The 15,494-nt window shown below is 69.6% G+C and carries 19 protein-coding genes; 5 read left to right on the top strand and 14 right to left on the bottom strand.

Annotated elements, in window-relative coordinates; translation table 11 throughout:
* Positions 1-654 (bottom strand): fatty acid desaturase family protein (locus DI276_RS40770; RefSeq protein WP_408610621.1); only part of this gene is annotated, 654 nt, incomplete at its 3' end.
* A 338-nt stretch (positions 655-992) separates the two neighbouring features.
* Between DI276_RS40770 and DI276_RS51605 the strand changes: the two genes are divergently transcribed.
* The 4 genes from DI276_RS51605 to DI276_RS49605 all read left to right on the top strand — a co-directional run bounded on the left by DI276_RS51605 (position 993) and on the right by DI276_RS49605 (position 2,964).
* A complete protein-coding gene (locus DI276_RS51605) occupies positions 993-1,151 on the top strand; it encodes a DUF6307 family protein (RefSeq protein ID WP_198681218.1) in 159 nt (52 codons plus the stop codon).
* 30 nt (positions 1,152-1,181) lie between these two features.
* Complete coding sequence (locus DI276_RS40780) at positions 1,182-1,646, top strand: DUF5994 family protein (RefSeq protein WP_112274093.1); 465 nt, start codon at positions 1,182-1,184, stop codon at positions 1,644-1,646.
* Between the two features lie 34 nt (positions 1,647-1,680).
* Positions 1,681-2,739, top strand: a complete 1,059-nt coding sequence (locus DI276_RS40785; RefSeq protein WP_112273955.1) for a fatty acid desaturase family protein — start codon at positions 1,681-1,683, stop codon at positions 2,737-2,739.
* A gap of 66 nt (positions 2,740-2,805) precedes the next feature.
* A complete protein-coding gene (locus tag DI276_RS49605) occupies positions 2,806-2,964 on the top strand; it encodes an LPXTG cell wall anchor domain-containing protein (RefSeq protein WP_119724500.1) in 159 nt (52 codons plus the stop codon).
* A gap of 120 nt (positions 2,965-3,084) precedes the next feature.
* Here the strand turns inward: DI276_RS49605 and DI276_RS40790 are convergent, their stop codons facing one another.
* The 3 genes from DI276_RS40790 to DI276_RS40800 form a co-directional block, all read right to left on the bottom strand.
* Positions 3,085-3,615 carry a hypothetical protein gene (locus tag DI276_RS40790; RefSeq protein ID WP_157985284.1) on the bottom strand — a complete coding sequence of 177 codons (531 nt, stop codon included), beginning with the start codon at positions 3,613-3,615 and terminating at the stop codon, positions 3,085-3,087.
* Positions 3,616-3,806: 191 nt separating this feature from the next.
* Entirely contained in the window at positions 3,807-4,112 is a 306-nt protein-coding gene (locus DI276_RS40795) for a hypothetical protein (RefSeq protein WP_112273959.1), read from the bottom strand.
* 242 nt (positions 4,113-4,354) lie between these two features.
* Positions 4,355-5,092, bottom strand: coding sequence for a calcium-binding protein (locus DI276_RS40800; protein ID WP_157985285.1), 738 nt, complete (start codon positions 5,090-5,092; stop codon positions 4,355-4,357).
* 287 nt (positions 5,093-5,379) lie between these two features.
* Between DI276_RS40800 and DI276_RS40805 the strand changes: the two genes are divergently transcribed.
* Complete coding sequence (locus DI276_RS40805; RefSeq protein WP_112273963.1) at positions 5,380-5,973, top strand: Rv1733c family protein; 594 nt, start codon at positions 5,380-5,382, stop codon at positions 5,971-5,973.
* A 23-nt stretch (positions 5,974-5,996) separates the two neighbouring features.
* Here DI276_RS40805 and DI276_RS40810 read toward each other — a convergent pair whose 3' ends face one another.
* The 10 genes from DI276_RS40810 to hypF all read right to left on the bottom strand — a co-directional run bounded on the left by DI276_RS40810 (position 5,997) and on the right by hypF (position 15,430).
* Entirely contained in the window at positions 5,997-6,437 is a 441-nt protein-coding gene (locus DI276_RS40810) for a hydrogenase maturation protease (RefSeq protein WP_198681219.1), read from the bottom strand.
* Complete coding sequence (locus tag DI276_RS40815) at positions 6,434-7,729, bottom strand: Ni/Fe hydrogenase subunit alpha (protein ID WP_112273965.1); 1,296 nt, start codon at positions 7,727-7,729, stop codon at positions 6,434-6,436. The genes DI276_RS40810 and DI276_RS40815 overlap by 4 nt, the downstream gene beginning before the upstream one ends.
* Positions 7,726-8,463, bottom strand: coding sequence for an NADH-quinone oxidoreductase subunit B family protein (locus tag DI276_RS40820; protein WP_112273967.1), 738 nt, complete (start codon positions 8,461-8,463; stop codon positions 7,726-7,728). The genes DI276_RS40815 and DI276_RS40820 overlap by 4 nt, the downstream gene beginning before the upstream one ends.
* The gene (locus tag DI276_RS40825) at positions 8,463-9,245 is read right to left on the bottom strand and encodes an FAD/NAD(P)-binding protein (protein WP_112273969.1); all 783 of its coding nucleotides are present in this window, start codon (positions 9,243-9,245) and stop codon (positions 8,463-8,465) included. Before DI276_RS40825 ends, DI276_RS40820 begins: the two co-directional genes overlap by 1 nt.
* Complete coding sequence (locus DI276_RS40830) at positions 9,242-9,703, bottom strand: Crp/Fnr family transcriptional regulator (RefSeq protein WP_157985286.1); 462 nt, start codon at positions 9,701-9,703, stop codon at positions 9,242-9,244. The genes DI276_RS40825 and DI276_RS40830 overlap by 4 nt, the downstream gene beginning before the upstream one ends.
* A 2-nt stretch (positions 9,704-9,705) precedes the next feature.
* Complete coding sequence (locus DI276_RS40835; RefSeq protein ID WP_112274097.1) at positions 9,706-10,773, bottom strand: 4Fe-4S dicluster domain-containing protein; 1,068 nt, start codon at positions 10,771-10,773, stop codon at positions 9,706-9,708.
* A 103-nt stretch (positions 10,774-10,876) separates the two neighbouring features.
* Positions 10,877-11,875 carry a hydrogenase expression/formation protein HypE gene (gene hypE / locus DI276_RS40840; protein WP_232837257.1) on the bottom strand — a complete coding sequence of 333 codons (999 nt, stop codon included), beginning with the start codon at positions 11,873-11,875 and terminating at the stop codon, positions 10,877-10,879.
* Positions 11,876-11,898: 23 nt separating this feature from the next.
* A complete protein-coding gene (gene hypD, locus DI276_RS40845) occupies positions 11,899-12,996 on the bottom strand; it encodes a hydrogenase formation protein HypD (protein ID WP_112273976.1) in 1,098 nt (365 codons plus the stop codon).
* Positions 12,993-13,238: a HypC/HybG/HupF family hydrogenase formation chaperone gene (locus tag DI276_RS40850; protein WP_112273978.1), complete on the bottom strand. Its 246-nt coding sequence runs from the start codon at positions 13,236-13,238 to the stop codon at positions 12,993-12,995. The genes hypD and DI276_RS40850 overlap by 4 nt, the downstream gene beginning before the upstream one ends.
* Positions 13,238-15,430 (bottom strand): carbamoyltransferase HypF, encoded by a 2,193-nt coding sequence (gene hypF, locus DI276_RS40855; protein WP_232837258.1) that lies wholly within the window; start codon positions 15,428-15,430, stop codon positions 13,238-13,240. Before hypF ends, DI276_RS40850 begins: the two co-directional genes overlap by 1 nt.
* Positions 15,431-15,494 lie beyond the last annotated feature (64 nt).

Here is a 15,494-nt window from a genome sequence, read left to right on the forward strand (position 1 = left end):
CGACAGCAGCGGGTACGCGACGTAGTCCTTGAGCACCTGGCGGCTGGCCTTGCCGAGGACACCGCGCAACTGGGTCAGCGCCGTGCGCCAGCTCTTCTCGCCACGCCACGCACGTTCGAGCTCGACGTCGTAGATCGTGATGCCCCATTCGAAGAACATCGCGAGCACGAGGTTGTAGAACGGCTGCGCGAGGTAGACGGGATGCCACGGCTGTTCCGGGTGGATGCGCAGCGCGCTGTAGCCGATGTCCCGGTCCTTGCCGAGCACGTTGGTGTAAGTGTGGTGCACGAAGTTGTGCGAGTGCTGCCACGCCTTCGCCGGGGTCGAGAAGTCCCACTCCCAGGTGGTGGAGTGGATCTTCGGATCGCACATCCAGTCCCACTGACCGTGCAACACGTTGTGACCGATCTCCATGTTCTCCAGGATCTTGGCGGTGGCCAGCGCCGCCGTGCCCGCGAGCCACGCGGGCGGCAGGATCGAGACGAACAGCAGCGCCCGCCCGCCTGCCTCCAGGCCTCGTTGGACCGCGATCACCCGCCGGATGTACCGCGCGTCGTTCTCTCCGCGAGCGGCGAGCACCTCGTCGCGGATCCGGTCCAGCTCCCGGCCGAACTCCTCGGTGCCGGAGTCGATGAGTTGTGCGGTGGTCGTCATGCTTCTGCTCCTACAGGTCGATCTCGACCGCGTCGGCCGGCCCGCACGCCATCGCGTACCGGGAGCCCCAGTCGGGGCACCGGCGCCGAATGCAGCAGTACCACGTCGGGCGGGGCGTCACGAGGGGCCAGCTCTCGCGGTTGTCCCGGAAGTGCCTCTGGTTTCGTCCAATGTGGACTGCGGCTTGAATCCTGTCGCGCTTCCTGCAGAACAGTGCGGGGAGAACCGTGGTCCCAGGGCAGTTGGTCCGTTGGAGTGCGTGCCCTTCCGCCCTTCTGGACGCGGGGGACTGGATCGACCATTGAAGGACCAGACGTGTGTCACCAGGAGGAGGAGCGGTGAATCCGGAACCTGTGTACGTGTCTCGCTACGAACAGCGCGTGAAGCTCGTCCAGGACGTTCTGAAGGGCAACACGCCCTTGTCGGCCGAGGAGTCCCGCGCGCTCGCGATGAAGCTGCTGCGGACGCTCGACCGGATCCCCGAGAAGGTTCGCTGACCCGAGGTGGTCGGCGGTCAGGAGACGGTCATGAGAAGCACACCGCAGGCTTCCCGGGTGGCGCTGAAGCCTCCGGGCTCGGTGGCGGGGTTCGTGGACGGGGCCTGGTGGCCGCGCAGCCTCGACCTGGCCGCCGAACTGCCGTCGTTGCTCGCCGCGCTGGCCGATCGGCTGGAGCGGGCAGGCCGGGTCACCTTCAACCTGACCGCTTGGAAGCCGCCGGCACGCCGGCTGTCCGTGGACGGCAAGGACGTCCGGCTGGAGGGTTTCCGCACACAGCACGCGAACACGCTGACCGTGATCGGCACGGACCGGCGGACCCGTCTGACGCTGCTGGTGATTCCTCCCGCCACCGACTCGGCGCACGCCTACCAGGTCCTGGAAGCAGCAGCCGAGCGGGACAACGTGGACGGTCCCGACGCATTGTTGCGCGACCGGGCGGGATCGGCGACGCAGCGCTGGGAGACAGAGGGCGGGCGTCTGCAACGGGTCTGATCACCCGGCACATCCGCCGACAGGAGGTCAGGAAATGAACGCCGTCACCTCACCGGAGTCGGCTCCGAAGCAGGGAAGCGAGTTCGCCGAGCTCTCGAACATCGTCAAACGAGCCGGTCTGATGGACCGCCGGCCGGTGTACTACGCGGTGAAGGGCAGCCTGACGCTGCTGGCCTTCACCGGGGCATGGGTCGTCTTCGCCCTGCTGGGGAACACCTGGTGGCAGTTGTTCACCGCGGCGGTGCTGGCCGTGCTCTACACCCAGGTCGCGTTCCTCGGGCACGACGCCGGGCACAAGCAGATCTTCCCCAGCCGCCGCGCCAACGACGCCACGGGGATCGGGCTGGCCGGGCTGGTCGGGATGAGCTACGGCTGGTGGGTGGGCAAGCACAACCGCCACCACGCCAACCCCAACCTCGAGGGCGCCGACCCCGACATCGACATGGCCGCGCTCGCCTTCAGCACCCGGCAGAGCCGCGCGAAGCGCGGATTCCAGCGGTGGATGGCCAAGTACCAGGCATTCCTGTTCTTCCCGCTGCTGATGCTGGAAGGGTTCGACCTGCACTGGTCGGGCATCAAAGCCGTGTGGCGCGGAGGGCTGAGGGCGCGGTGGATCGAGGCGACGTTGCTGACGACCCACCTCGTCGTCTACCTGGCGGCGGTCTTCCTGGTCCTCTCGCCGGGCAAGGCGTTCGTGTTCATCGCGGTGCACCAGGGTCTGTGGGGTCTGTACATGGGATGTTCCTTCGCCCCCAACCACAAGGGCATGCTGACCCTGACCGAGGGACACCACCTGGACTTCCTGCGCAAGCAGGTCCTCACCTCGCACAACGTCACCGGTGGTCGCTGGGTGGACTTCGCGCTCGGAGGCCTGAACTTCCAGATCGAGCACCACCTGTTCCCCAGCATGCCCCGGCCGACCCTGCGCCGCGCCCAGCCGCTCGTCGAAGCCTTCTGCGCCACCAAGGGAATCAGCTACAGCCAAGGCGGCCTGCTGATGTCCTACGGCCAGATCCTGCGCTACCTGCACGAGGTCGGCGCGCCCGTGCGTGCCGAGGACGCGCACAAGAAAACCCACGCAGGAAGTCACTGACACCAACGAACCTGCAAGTCGGAACCCACGCGGCGGGACACCGGTCCCGCCGAACCGGAGGTCACCATGCTGATCCTGATCATCGTCCTGCTGGTGCTCTGGCTGGTCACAGCCGTCATCGGATTCGCCTTCGAAGGCCTGATCTGGCTGGCCATCATCGGAATCGTGCTGTTCGTCGGCACCGCTGCCGTCGGAGTCATCCGCCGCAAGGCTCACCGTCGCTGAAGACCGGCAGAACGGAGACAGGCTGGCGGACGACGCGCTGCCCGCCTCCTGAGTGCGGGCCGCGACGTCGGCTGACCGGAACGGCGTCCGGAGTGGACCGAGGTGTGAGCCGCGGCGAGGTCACTCGTCGAGAACGAACGTGACCAGCATGTGGGGGACACAGCAGTCCTCTCTGCCGTTGGCGTGAACGGGAACGACGACCTCCGCCAGGTGTTCGGCGGGGTCGAGGTTCTCCTTCGCCGTGCGGAGGTGGAACAGGGTGAGCTGTCCAGCCGCGTGGTACCCGTGGTCCGCCATCCACGTGAGCAACGAAGCGCGGGCCGATTCCAGGTCACCCAGTCCTGTGTCGTGGAAGGTCCTGGCGACCACACCGCCCGGCCGGTAGGAGAAGCAACTCAGCAGGCCGCCGGTCGGCACGCCGACGACAGGAATGCGGACCTCGGCCTGAGTGCACGGCAGGTGGTGCCCGAGCAGAGCGACTTCCGGTGGACCAGCGCATCGCATCGAGGCGTCTTCGGCGACCATGAGCAGCGATTCGAGCGTGCTGCGCGCGGCGTCGGCCGTGCGGTGTGCGGGAGCGGTGAGCCGCACCCGCAGCACGGCGGCGGGTTTCAGCGAATCGAGGTGAACGTCGTTGGTCGTGGGCATCATGCTCACAACCTCCGCGGCGTCGGCGACGAGTGCTTCACCCGCGGGAGGTGACCGGTCCGGGAAGCACCCGCACGCCATCGCGGTCGCTTTCACCTTCTCGAGCAGCGGCTAGCGTTGACTGTCTGTCGCAGGGGTGCTGTGTCTCTGCCCGCGCACGATCACTTCGTGGAGCACGACGACATCGAGTCCGATCACGAGCGCGGCCCAGACTGGTTGCGCGGCCGGGAAACCAGGTTCATCAGCACGCTGGCGGCGACGAATGAGACCAGCGCGGAAAGATCCCACGGCCTGGCTCGTGAGGGCAGGCCTGGAGCCCAAAGGACGTAGAACTCGCTGCCGGACCACGCCAGCAGTCCCGCGATCACGTGACTGGCACCGATCAGCGTCGCGACCAGGCCGGCGAACCGGAGCCATCCACGGCGCGAAGCCGCAGGCGTCCCTGCTGCCTGCGGTGAAACGCGTCCCTCACCGATCTTGTGCTGAAGAGGTTCGGTCATGTCACGATCTCAGCGCGACAATCCGCTCCGGGCGCCGCCCGCGGCGGGCGGAGCGCACCAGCACGGCCGGCTTTCCTCACCCGCAGCGGGTGAGGGAAGCTCTGGCGAGGAGAGGCGCCCGTGGCGCCTGCCCGGCGGAACGACGGGTCGGCGCGACCGGGAGAGCTGTGCCGCTGGTTCGGGATCACGGCCTCGCGGTCTCCCGGCCGCGCCGGGTTCGGGAACGGCAGGAGTGCTACCGGTCAGAAGATGATCTCGCAGTTGGACAGCGACTCGAAGCGGGAGTCGCAGCGGTCGGCGGGACCAGCGCCGCCATCACCGACGTCCAGTCCGGACGGATCGGTCAGGGTGTCGTTGCCCGCGTTGCCGTTGACGATGTCGTTGCCGGCTCCGCCGTCGAGATCGTCCACACCTGCTCCGCCGCTGAGCCGGTCGTTGCCGTTGCCGCCGCTGAGGCGATCGGCTCCGCCCTGACCGTTGAGCGTGTCGTCGCCCTCGCCGCCGGACACGGAGTCCGCACCCGCGCCCGCGTTGACGGTGTCGTCGCCCGCACCGGCTTCGATGTTGTCTGCCGCCTCCGCGCCGACAAGCGTGTCGTTGCCTGCTCCTCCGTCGAGGCGGTCAGGACCCTCACCGCCGTTCAGGGTGTCGGCACCGGCCTCCCCGTTGAGGGTGTCCGGGCCGGCTTCCCCGATGGCCCAGTCGTTGCCGGCACCGCCGAAGAACTCGTCGGCGCCTGCTCCCAGGCACGCGGTGTCGTTGCCGCCGATGCCGAACACGACATCGTCACCGCCGAGTGCGACGAACACGTCCGGCCCGTTCGTGCCGAACAGCACGTCGTTTCCGTTGGTGCCCACCTGCGTGGCGGGAAGGCCGTTGCACGTGGGAGCCGGCTGTGCCGCGGCCGTACCGGTCGGCCATAGCGCCAGTCCCGCGGCCACCAGCAGAGCGGGAACCACTGATCTTCGGTGAACGTTCATGTGTGCAGTTTCTTGGCTCACGCGTTGGTAATCCAAGGGGCCATATCGAGAAACGGCTGCAGCACATGACTTTCCAGCTGAGAGAGCGTCAGCGCGCTGGAGGTGCGATTGTGACATCTGCGTCCCGTGCGCTGACGCCGTCCCCAAGCGTTCCGGTGGACTCCACGGTGCACCAGGGACTTTCGTCCCGAGTCGGCTTCACATCAACCGACACTCGTGCGGCAACGGGACCAAAGGCCCTGGGGCGCATGCATTTGTGCGCGCAATCTGGACCGTGGAGGTGCACCGTGGACGCGAAGCAGCTTGCCGGAGTCGTCCGTCAGGCCTTTCCGGGACGCAACCCGCTCGCGACCGCGGGCGACCGCGTCGAGGGTGTCGTGCTCGTCGTGGTGGTGGTCGTCGCGCTGCTGGCTCTTCCCGTCGCGGCTGCGGTCGGCTCGGATTTCTACGCGGCGCAGCTGGCGCAGTCGGCGAGCGAGCAGCAGACGCGGCAGCAGGTGGTGGCCGTGCTGCTGGAGGACACACCGCCCGTGAGCGGTGTGGTGGATCCGGACGGTCCCGTCGTGTCGGCATCCGTGCGGGCGACGTGGCGCGGACCGGACGGAGTGCCGCGTGAGGGGCTCGTCCGTGCGGCGCACGGCCGCAAGGCGGGTGGGATCCTTCCGATCTGGGTGGATCGCGGCGGCGACCCGGCAGAGCCACCGCTGACCACCGCGGGCGCCGTGGTCGAGGCGGCCGGGTTGGCGGCTCTGCTGTGGGCAGGGGTGTCAGCCGCGATGGCGGTGCTGTACCTGGCCGTGCGGTTCGTACACAAGCGGATGCGCATGCGCCGCTGGGCCGTGGAGTGGGAGCGGATCGCGTCCGGCTGGACCGCGCGCTGACGGCGCGAACCACGGGGGACTGCTCACAGCGGCAGAGGGAGGGAGAGTTCGGCCCGGATGGCCGCGGTGAGCGGTGCGACGGCCGCGGCGACGGCCGGGCTGAGGCCGGTGCCGAAGCCGGTGTCGGTGATCTCCACGGCGTACACGACGAGATGTGCCGGGCGTCGATCGAGCGCGTCGGCCAGCTCCACGGCCTCCGGCACACCGAACCCGTGCGTGCTCGCCGCCGGCAAGGTGTGAGGCAGTGTCGTTCGGTGCCACCGGCCCGGCACCGCGGGCGTGCATCGCACGGCGTCCACGATCACAACGACCTCGGTGCCTTCCCACAACTCCATGAGCCGGACCGGATCGCCGTCGCTGATCTCCGCGTGCACGCCGAGCGAGGCCAGCGCGCGAGCCACGGCCGGACCGACGCCGTCATCGCGGCGGTACTCGTTGCCGACCCCGATCACCACCGTGTTCACGCCCGCTCCCAGGTGAAGTCCAGGAAGTGGGCCGAGCAGGAGATGCACGGGTCGTAGTTGCGGATCGTCTGCTCGCACAACGACTGCAGCGCGTGGTCGTCGAGGTGCTGGTGCGCACGGACCACCCGCGTCACGTCGTCCTCGATCGCGGACTGGTTCTGCGAGGTGGGTGGCACGATGTCCGCACTGATGATCCGGCCTGCCGGATCGAGCTCGTAGCGGTGGTACAGCAGGCCGCGTGGTGCCTCCGTGGCGCCGTGCCCGATTCCTGCACGCGGACGCACTTCGACCGAGGGCTCGTCAGGCCGCTCGTACGACTCGATGATGCGCAACGCCTCTTCGACCGCGTACACGACCTCGATGGCCCGCACCACGATGCCGCGGAACGGGTTGCGGCACGTCGGCCCCAGACCGACTGCCGCGGCGGCCTCCCGTGCGACGGGGGAGAGGCGGTCGGAGTTGAGGCTGTACCGGGCGAGCGGGCCGACGAGGAACACCCGGTCGTCCAGCCGTGCGTGCAACGCGGTGGAGTGCGGAACCTGGTGCTCCACCACGTGATGGCCGAACTCGGTGACGGGAAAGGTGAGGCCGGTGCTGACGTGCGGAGTGCCGCGGTCGAGCGGATAGCCATCGGCATCGCGCAGGGCCATCAGGTCGTGTGGCATGTCGAGGTCCGGGAAGTCGAACCCCGCCACCCATTCCGCGGTGGCCAGCGCGTCGTACAGCGCCTGCCGCAGCGTCTTGGCCAGTGGACGCAGTTCATCGGGCGTCGGCACGCGGTAGAAGCCTCCGACGCGCACGTTCACCGGGTGGATCGCGCGACCGCCGATCACGTCCATGATCTGGTTGCCGGCCTTCTTCAGCCTCAGCCCGCGTTCGACCGTCTGCCGGTCGGCGGCCGCGAGGGCGATCCCGTCGGGGAACCCCAGGAAGTCCGGTGCGTGCAGCAGGTAGATGTGCAGTGCGTGGCTGGAGATCCACTCACCGCAGTAGAGCAGCCTGCGCAGGTCTCGCAGCGGGCCGTCGATCCGCACGCCGCACGCGTCCTCGATCGCCTGGCACGCGCTCATCTGGTACGCGACGGGGCAGATGCCGCAGATGCGGGCGGTGATGTCGGGTGGTTCGCGGAAGTCCCGGCCCCGCAGGAACGCCTCGAAGAACCGGGGCGGCTCGTAGATGTTGAGCTCGACGCGGTCCACCTCGCCGTCCACGGTGCGCACGTGCAACGCGCCCTCGCCCTCGACCCTGGCGAGTCCGGCGACCTGCAGCGTGCGGTTCGCTCGATGCGTCATGACCACTCCGCGTTGGCGTTGAAGGTGCGGAACACGAGCTGCAACTCGTCGTCGCCCATGCCGTTGCGCTTCAGCAACGGCACGAGGGCGGGCACGTTCGGCTGGTTCATCGGGCCGAAGCAGCCGTAACAGCCGCGGTTGACCGCTGGGCACAGCGCACCGCACCCGGCGTGTGTCACCGGGCCGAGGCATGGTGTGCCGTGCGCGACCATCACGCAGGTGAGCCCACGACGCTTGCAGTCGGTGCACACGCTGGTGTCCGGGAGGTCGGGCGCCCGGCCAGCCAGCAACGCGGTGAGCACCTCGAGCAGTTGCCCCTTGTCGATCGGGCACCCGCGCAGTTCGTGGTCCACGGTGACGTGCGCGGAGATGGGCGTGGACGTGCCCAGCGTCGCGATGTGCTCCGGGCGGGCGTAGACGATCGAGCGGAACTCGTCGACGTCGGCGAAGTTCCGCAACGCCTGGATGCCACCCGACGTCGCGCATGCGCCGACGACGACGAGCACGGCCGACTGCTCCCTGATCCAGCGGATTCGTTCGGCCTCCTCCGACGTGGTCACCGACCCCTCGACGATCGAGATGTCGTACGGGCCGGGCTCGCTCACGCTCGTGGCCTCCAGGAAATGCGCGATCCGAACGTGCTCGGCCAACGGCAGCAGCTCGTCCTCGCAGTCCAGCAACGTGAGCTGGCAGCCGTCGCACGAGGTGAACTTCCACACCGCGATCGTGGGCATCACAGCTCCTTCGCCAGCAGCAGCGGTTCCGCCGTCGGGTAGTCGGTGACCGGGCCGTCCCGGCACAGCAGCAACGGCCCGAGCTGGCAGTGCCCGCACAGCCCGATGCCGCACTGCATGTTGCGTTCCAACGACACCTGGATGCGTTCGGCGGGCACATCCCGGCCGAGCAACGTCCTGGCGCAGTAGCGCATCATCGGCTCCGGTCCGCACAGCAGCGCGGTTGTGCGGTCCGGGTCGAGCGGAATCGACGCGAGCGGCTCGGTGACGAAGCCGACGCGGCCGCGCCAGTCGTGGTCGCCGCGGTCGACGGTGAGCACGACGTCCACATCGGACAGCATTGCCAGTTCGTCCGCGTACAGCATGTCCTGTGGCGTGCGGGCGCCCGCGATGAGCACCGTGCGCCTGCTCGGCACGCCGAGCACGGGCCGCAGCGGCGCGAGTCCGATCCCGCCCGCGACGACGAGCAGATCCTCGACGCCGTCCAGCCGCCACGCCGTGCCGAACGGGCCGCGTACGCCGATCACGGTGCCCGGTTCGGCGTCGTGCAGCGCCCGGCTGACCGCGCCGACAACGCGCACGGTGTGCAGAAGCGTGCCGTCACCGGGAACACCGCTGACCGAGATCGGCACCTCGCCCACGCCGTGCGCGTAGAGCATCGCGAACTGACCGGGCAGGAACCTGGGCAACGACTCGGCGACGGGCCGCAGCGCCAGAGTCACCGAGTCGCGTGTCTCCACCGTGCGCGAGACGACCCGGTACGGTGCCGGCAGCCACGTCATGACGGGTTCCGGTAGAGGTCGAGCAACCGGATCCTGGTGGCCTGCAACCGGTTCACCAGTGCCTCGATCAGGATCAGCGCCAGCTGGTAACCGAGCGCCGGATCGTCGTTGGCAAGCGCGCGCAGCGCGGCGGTGTCCACCACCACCGCGCGCGTCGGCGACACGGCCGTCGCGCCGAAGTGCCAGCGATATGGCGGCACCAGCCAGGACAGGCCGATGAGCTCACCCGGCCCGATGCTCTGCAACACGACATGACCGCCTGGCGGGACGAACGCGTCCAGCATGACGCATCCGGACAGCACCACCCAGCACTGGTCCGCCAGCCCGCCCTCGTCGAACATCCGGGTGCCCGGCTCGAAGGTCTCGATCCGGCTGACCCCCGCGATCGCGGCGCGTTGTGTGTGCGACAGGTTCGCGAGCAGCGGAAGGCTGTCCAAGCTGGCAGCTGGCGTCGTCATCTTCACTCACCCCGTACGTCGTGATTCCGGCCGAGAGCCGCGGCTTCTTCGGTGATGTCGATCCCGGCCGGGCACCAGGCGATGCACCGTCCACAACCGACACAGCCGGACGTGCCGAACTGGTCGTGCCACGTGCCGAGCTTGTGCGTCATCCACTGCCGGTACCGCGCCGCGCCGGACGTGCGCACGGAGCCGCCGTGCTGGTAGGAGAAGTCGATCTCGAAACAGGACGCCCATCGCTGTGCCCGCTCCGCGTTGCCGTCGAGATCCGTCGTGTCCTCGACGGAAACGCAGAAGCAGGTGGGGCAGACCATCGTGCAGTTGCCGCAGGTCAGGCACCGCTCGGCGACGGCCTCCCAGTGCGTGGAGTCCCGGTTGGCGGCGAGCAGGTCGCGCAGGTTCAGCTCGGGCATCGCCCGGCCCATGCGCTGCGCACCCGCGGCCACGTCCTGCTCGGCCAGCATGACGTCCTCCGGCGCCGCGGCACGAGAAGGCACGCGGCTCAGCACAGCGGCGCCCTCGTCGGTGCCGGCGGTGGCGAGGAACCTGTGCCCGGCCGCGTCGATCCGTTCGGTCAGCGCGATGTCGTAGCCGGCGTCGGCGCCGGGGCCGCAGCCCATCGAGGCGCAGAAGCAGACCTCGCCGGGCTCCGTGCACTGGGCGGCGACCACGAACGGTGCCCGGCCGCCGACGATCTGGCGCAGCTTCGCGATCGCCGCCAGGTCGCACGACCGCACGCCGAAGAACACGTAGTCGGGGGCGTTCTCCCGGGCAGGGTGGAAGCCCTCGTCGTCACTGGAGATCAGCGCTCTGCGCGGTGGATGCAGGAATCGTTTCCACGACTGGGGTCCCGCCGAATGGCCGAAGACGGCGGCGTCCTCGCGCCGGCGCACTCGGTAGTGGCCGGGACCTGTCTCGACGCCCCACCCGCTCGGCAGGTCCGCTCCGGACTCCAGCTCGGCCAGGGTGATCGCGTCATCCCGCAGGACGGGGCCGACGACGACTTGGCCGTGTGCGCGCAACTCGCGGATGAGGCCGTCGAGGCCGTCGAGGTCGAGCACGACGTTCATGTCCGCCACCTCCCTGGGTTCCTCTCTCATCGTCACGAGCGGCCCGGCGGGGCCCCAGTGACGAAAGGCCTTCCCGCGAGGCGCTTCGGTCCCTGCCGGACGGTCAGCAGATGCGGGGGAGTTGTTCGCCGACCAGGACGTCCACGACACGTGAGGACCCGACCAGGGTGTGGGCGAGAACGCGTCCTGCCTCGCCGTGCGTGACCTCGCCGATGACGGTGGTCTCCGCACCTTCTGGCAGGGCGCGCATCGCCTCCACGACGGCGTCGGCCGACGTGGGCGCCACGAACGCGACCAGACATCCCTCGTTGGCCACGTGGAACGGATCGAGCCCGAGCAGGTCGCACGCCGCCGCGACGGGAGCCGGTACCGGTACGTCCGATTCGACGATCTCCACGCACAGCCCGGAGGCGGCGGCGATCTCGTTGAGGGAGCCGGCGAGGCCACCGCGAGTGGGATCGCGCAGCGCGTGCACGTCCGCGCCACCTGCGGCGATCATGGCGGCCACCAGTTCGTGCAGAGGCTGGCTGTCGGACGTGACGTCGGCCTCGAATCCCAGACCTTCGCGGGCGCTGAGGATCGAGACGCCGTGCCGGCCGATCGGTCCCGACACGAGGACGACGTCTCCCGGCACGGCGCTCGCCGCGGAGGGCCACGCGTCGCGCAGCCGCACGCCCACACCGGTCGTCGTGATGTAGAGGCCGTCGGCGGCGCCTCGCCCGACGACCTTGGTGTCGCCGGTGACGATTGGGACGCCGACTGCACGAGCGGCGGATGCGGCGGAGTGCGTGATGTCGCGCAGCTCCGAGATCGGCAGACCTTCCTCGATGATGTAGGCGAGGCTGAGGGCGATCGGCCGGGCGCCGCGCATGGCGAGGTCGTTGACGGTGCCGTGCACGGCGAGCGAGCCGATGTCGCCGCCGGGGAAGAACCGCGGTGTGACGACGTAGCTGTCGGTGCTGAACACCTGGTCCAGCCCGATCAGTGCGGCGTCCTCCAGCGGTCCGGTGATGCCGAGTTCGGGGGTGATGACCTCGGCGAGCAGTTCGGCCATGAGCTGGCCTCCGGAGCCGTGGCCGAGCAGGACGCGTTCGGTCTCCACGCGGGGGACTGGGCAGGAGAGTGTCATCGGTGCTCCAGGGTTCGGCCGGCGTTGTAGAACGCGGCGCAGGTGCCCTCGCTGGACACCATCGGTGCGCCGAGTGGAGTTCTGGGGGTGCAGGTGCGTCCGTAGGCGGCGCAGTCGGTCGGCACGCGGGTGCCGCGCAGGATGTCTCCCGCGATGCAGTCCGGCGACTCGCGCGTCACGAGGTCACCGACCGCGAACCGGTGTTCCGCGTCGTAGCGGTGGAACTCGGGGCTGAGCGCCAGACCGCTGGCCTTGATCGGGCCGATGCCGCGCCAGGTCCGGTCGGTCACCTGGAAGACCCGCCGCATCGCGTCCTGCGCGGCGGTGTTGCCGGACCGGCGTACCGCGCGGGCGTACTGGTTCTCGACCTCCGCACGGCCCTGTTCGAGCTGCCGCACCGCCATCAGGATGCCTTCGAGCAGGTCGAGCGGCTCGAACCCGGTCACCACGACCGGCACGCCGTACTTCTCCGCGATCGGCTCGTACTCCGTCCAGCCCATGACCGCGCAGACGTGCCCGGCCGCGAGGAACGCCTGCACCTGCGTGTCCGGCTCGTCCATCAGCGCGGTGATCGCGGGAGGCACCAGCACGTGGCTCACCAGCACGCTGAAGTTCGCCACCCCGGACGCCGCGGCGTGCAGCACGGCCATCGCGTTGGCGGGAGCGGTCGTCTCGAAACCGACGGCGAGGAACACGACCTCCCGGCCCGGGTTCTCCTGTGCGATGCGAACGGCGTCAAGCGGTGTGTAGACGACCCGCACGTCCGCGCCCCGCGCCTTGAGGGCGAGGAGATCGTCCGATGTACCGGGCACGCGGAGCATGTCGCCGTAGCTGGTGAAGATGACGTCCGGCCGCGCTGCGATCGCGAGTGCCCTGTCGATGGTTTCCAGCGGCGTCACGCACACCGGGCAGCCGGGACCGTGGATCATCCGGATGCCCGCGGGCAGCAGTTCGTCGATGCCCTGCCGCACGATCGTGTGGGTCTGGCCGCCGCAGACCTCCATGATCGTCCAGGGCGTAGTGGCCGTGGCCCGCAGCTCGGCCAGCAGGCGCCGGGCCAGTACGGGATCGCGGTACTCCTGCAGGTATTTCACGTCCCCAGCTCCATCTCGATCGCGTCCGGCATCGCGCGCAGCACGGCGAGCGTCTTGGCCGCTTCGTCCTCGTCGACCAGGGTGATCGCGAACCCGACGTGCACGATCACGTAGTCGCCGACCTCCGCCTCCGGGGTGTAGGCGAGGCAGACCGGCCGGCGCAGGCCGTCGAAGTCGACGGTCCCCGAGCGGGGCTCGGCGTCGTCCAGCGTCACGATCCGTCCCGGAATCCCGAGGCACATCAGCAGTCCCCTCCCGCCAGCAGGGCCGCCGCCACGGCGGCCTGTCCGTAGCTGATCCCGCCGTCGTTGACCGGCACGCGCTCGCCGACGAGCACCCGGTAGTCGTCGAGTGCGCGGATGACGGTGTCGACCAGCCTGCGGTTCTGGAACACTCCGCCGCCCAGGCACACGGTCCGCACCCCGTCGGCCACCTCACGCACCAGTGCGGCGGTGACCTCGGCGATCGTGGTGTGGAACCGGGCCGCGGCAACGCCGACCGGGTCGCCGCACGTGACGAGGTCGCGCAGGGTCGGCGCGGGGTCGTACACCCACATCCCGTCGCGCCGGTGCAGCCGCCAGTCGAACGACGGTCCGTCGTGCCCGGAGGCTGCGGCTTCCAGCAGCACGGCCGCTTCGCCCTCGTACGAGTTCTCCTCGCACAGGCCCAGCAACGCGGATGCCGCGTCGAACAACCTGCCCGCGCTCGACGCGAGCGGGCTGTTGACCCGCCGCTCGATCATGCGCCGTACGAGACCGGACTCCGGCCTCGGCCGGACGTCCGGAATGGACGGTGCGCCGAAGTCCTCGGCTCCGTGCAGGTAACCGAGAGCCATGCGGGACGGTCGCCGGACCGCGACCTCACCGCCGGGCAGCGGTGCGCGGCCGAACCGGCCGACCCGCTGGTAGTCCCGGTACGTGGCCAGGAAGATCTCGCCACCCCACAGCGTGCCGTCGTCGCCCTGCCCGAGTCCGTCGTACGCGACGCCGATGAACCGTCCGCGCACACCGTGTTCCGCGGCGGTCGCCGCGACGTGGGCGTGGTGGTGTTGAACCGGGATTCGGCGCTCGCGCGACCACCGCTCGGCGTACCGGGTCGAAAGATAGCGAGGATGCAGGTCGTGCGCGCAGTACTCCGGTGTTGTGCCCTGCCACTTGCACAACGCCTCCACAGTGCGCTCGAACGCGGTGAACGTCTCGGCGTTCTCCAGGTCACCGGTGTGCGGTCCGAGCACCGCACGGTCGCCGACCACCAGCGCCGTCGTGTGTTTGAGGTGTGCGCCCAGCGCCAGCGCCGGTGCCGGTGACGACGCGGGCAACGGCACGGGATCCGGCGCGAATCCCCGCGCCCTGCGCACCATTCGCCCAGCGCGGACGACCGAGTCGTCGTAGCGCGTGAGGATCGGCCTGTTGTGCGAAAGGATGCCGTCCACCAACGGCCCGAGCTTCTCCTCGGCGTCGTGGTCGGAGATCGCGATCGGTTCCCCGGACCGGTTGCCACTCGTCACCACGAGCGGCCGGGCCAGATCGTGCAGCAGCAGGTGGTGCAGCGGGCTGTACGGCAGGAAGATCCCGACATCCAGCCCACCGAGGCGCGAGGGAGCCACGACGATCGGGGCGGCGGGGGACTGCAGCAGCTCAGCCGCTTCGCCGTCCACATCAGACAGTCGCCTGGCTTCGGCGAGATCGCGCACCATCACCGCCAACGGCTTGCGCGGCCGGTGCTTGAGCTTGCGCAGCCGGGCGACGGCGTCGGAGTCCGCGGCGTCACAGATCAGCTGGTAGCCGCCGACACCCTTGACCGCGACGATGCCGCCGCGGGCGATCGCCCTGGTCGCCACGTGCAGGGCTTCGTTGCCCAGAACCTTTCCCCAGCGCAGCCGAGGCCCGCAGTCGGGGCAGGCCACCGGCTCCGCGTGGAAGCGGCGGTCGGCTGGATCGTAGTACTCGGCCGAACACCAGGTGCACAAGGGAAAACCGTGCATCGAGGTGCGCGACCGGTCGTAGGGCAGCGACTCGACGATCGTCGCTCGCGGTCCGCAGTCGGTGCAGTTGATGAACGGGTACCGGTAGCGGCGGTCACCGGGGTCGAACAGCTCCGCCAGGCAGGCGTCGCAGGTCGCGAGGTCGGGCACGATCGTGCGTGGCCCGGCCGCGAACCCGCTGCCCAGCACGACAAATCCGGCGTGCCCGACGTTCTCGTGCGGGGTGACGGTGATGTTGTCGACGCGTGCGTTGCGTGGTGCGCGTTCGCGCAGGGCCTGCCGGAACGCGCTGAGCGTGTCCGGCGGCCCGCATGCGGTGATCACGACGTGCCCGCCGACGTTGCGCACGTCGCCCCGGATGCCGAGCTCGGTCGCGAGCCGCAGAACGTGCGGCCGGAACCCGACACCCTGCACGGTGCCGTGCACCTCGATGCGTTCAGTCGCGATCACGCTTCTCCCACCGTTGGCGATGGTCTGTCCCACGAACGTCGCACCTGCGGCATCCCCGTCGTGA

Origin of the sequence: Lentzea terrae (genome assembly GCF_003265345.1) — a bacterium.
Taxonomy (GTDB): Bacteria; Actinomycetota; Actinomycetes; order Mycobacteriales; family Pseudonocardiaceae; genus Lentzea; species Lentzea terrae.

Excerpts from the sequence above, each read along its gene's own strand:
- DI276_RS40780 (WP_112274093.1), top strand. The coding sequence starts at position 1,182 with ATGAGAAGCACACCGCAGGCTTCCCGGGTGGCGCTGAAGCCTCCGGGC.
- DI276_RS40785 (WP_112273955.1), top strand. The coding sequence starts at position 1,681 with ATGAACGCCGTCACCTCACCGGAGTCGGCTCCGAAGCAGGGAAGCGAG.
- DI276_RS49605 (WP_119724500.1), top strand. The coding sequence starts at position 2,806 with ATGCTGATCCTGATCATCGTCCTGCTGGTGCTCTGGCTGGTCACAGCC.
- DI276_RS40790 (WP_157985284.1), bottom strand. The coding sequence starts at position 3,615 with ATGATGCCCACGACCAACGACGTTCACCTCGATTCGCTGAAACCCGCC.
- DI276_RS40795 (WP_112273959.1), bottom strand. The coding sequence starts at position 4,112 with ATGACCGAACCTCTTCAGCACAAGATCGGTGAGGGACGCGTTTCACCG.
- DI276_RS40800 (WP_157985285.1), bottom strand. The coding sequence starts at position 5,092 with ATGAACGTTCACCGAAGATCAGTGGTTCCCGCTCTGCTGGTGGCCGCG.
- DI276_RS40815 (WP_112273965.1), bottom strand. The coding sequence starts at position 7,729 with ATGACGCATCGAGCGAACCGCACGCTGCAGGTCGCCGGACTCGCCAGG.
- DI276_RS40820 (WP_112273967.1), bottom strand. The coding sequence starts at position 8,463 with ATGCCCACGATCGCGGTGTGGAAGTTCACCTCGTGCGACGGCTGCCAG.
- DI276_RS40825 (WP_112273969.1), bottom strand. The coding sequence starts at position 9,245 with ATGACGTGGCTGCCGGCACCGTACCGGGTCGTCTCGCGCACGGTGGAG.
- DI276_RS40830 (WP_157985286.1), bottom strand. The coding sequence starts at position 9,703 with ATGACGACGCCAGCTGCCAGCTTGGACAGCCTTCCGCTGCTCGCGAAC.
- DI276_RS40835 (WP_112274097.1), bottom strand. The coding sequence starts at position 10,773 with ATGAACGTCGTGCTCGACCTCGACGGCCTCGACGGCCTCATCCGCGAG.
- DI276_RS40850 (WP_112273978.1), bottom strand. The coding sequence starts at position 13,238 with ATGTGCCTCGGGATTCCGGGACGGATCGTGACGCTGGACGACGCCGAG.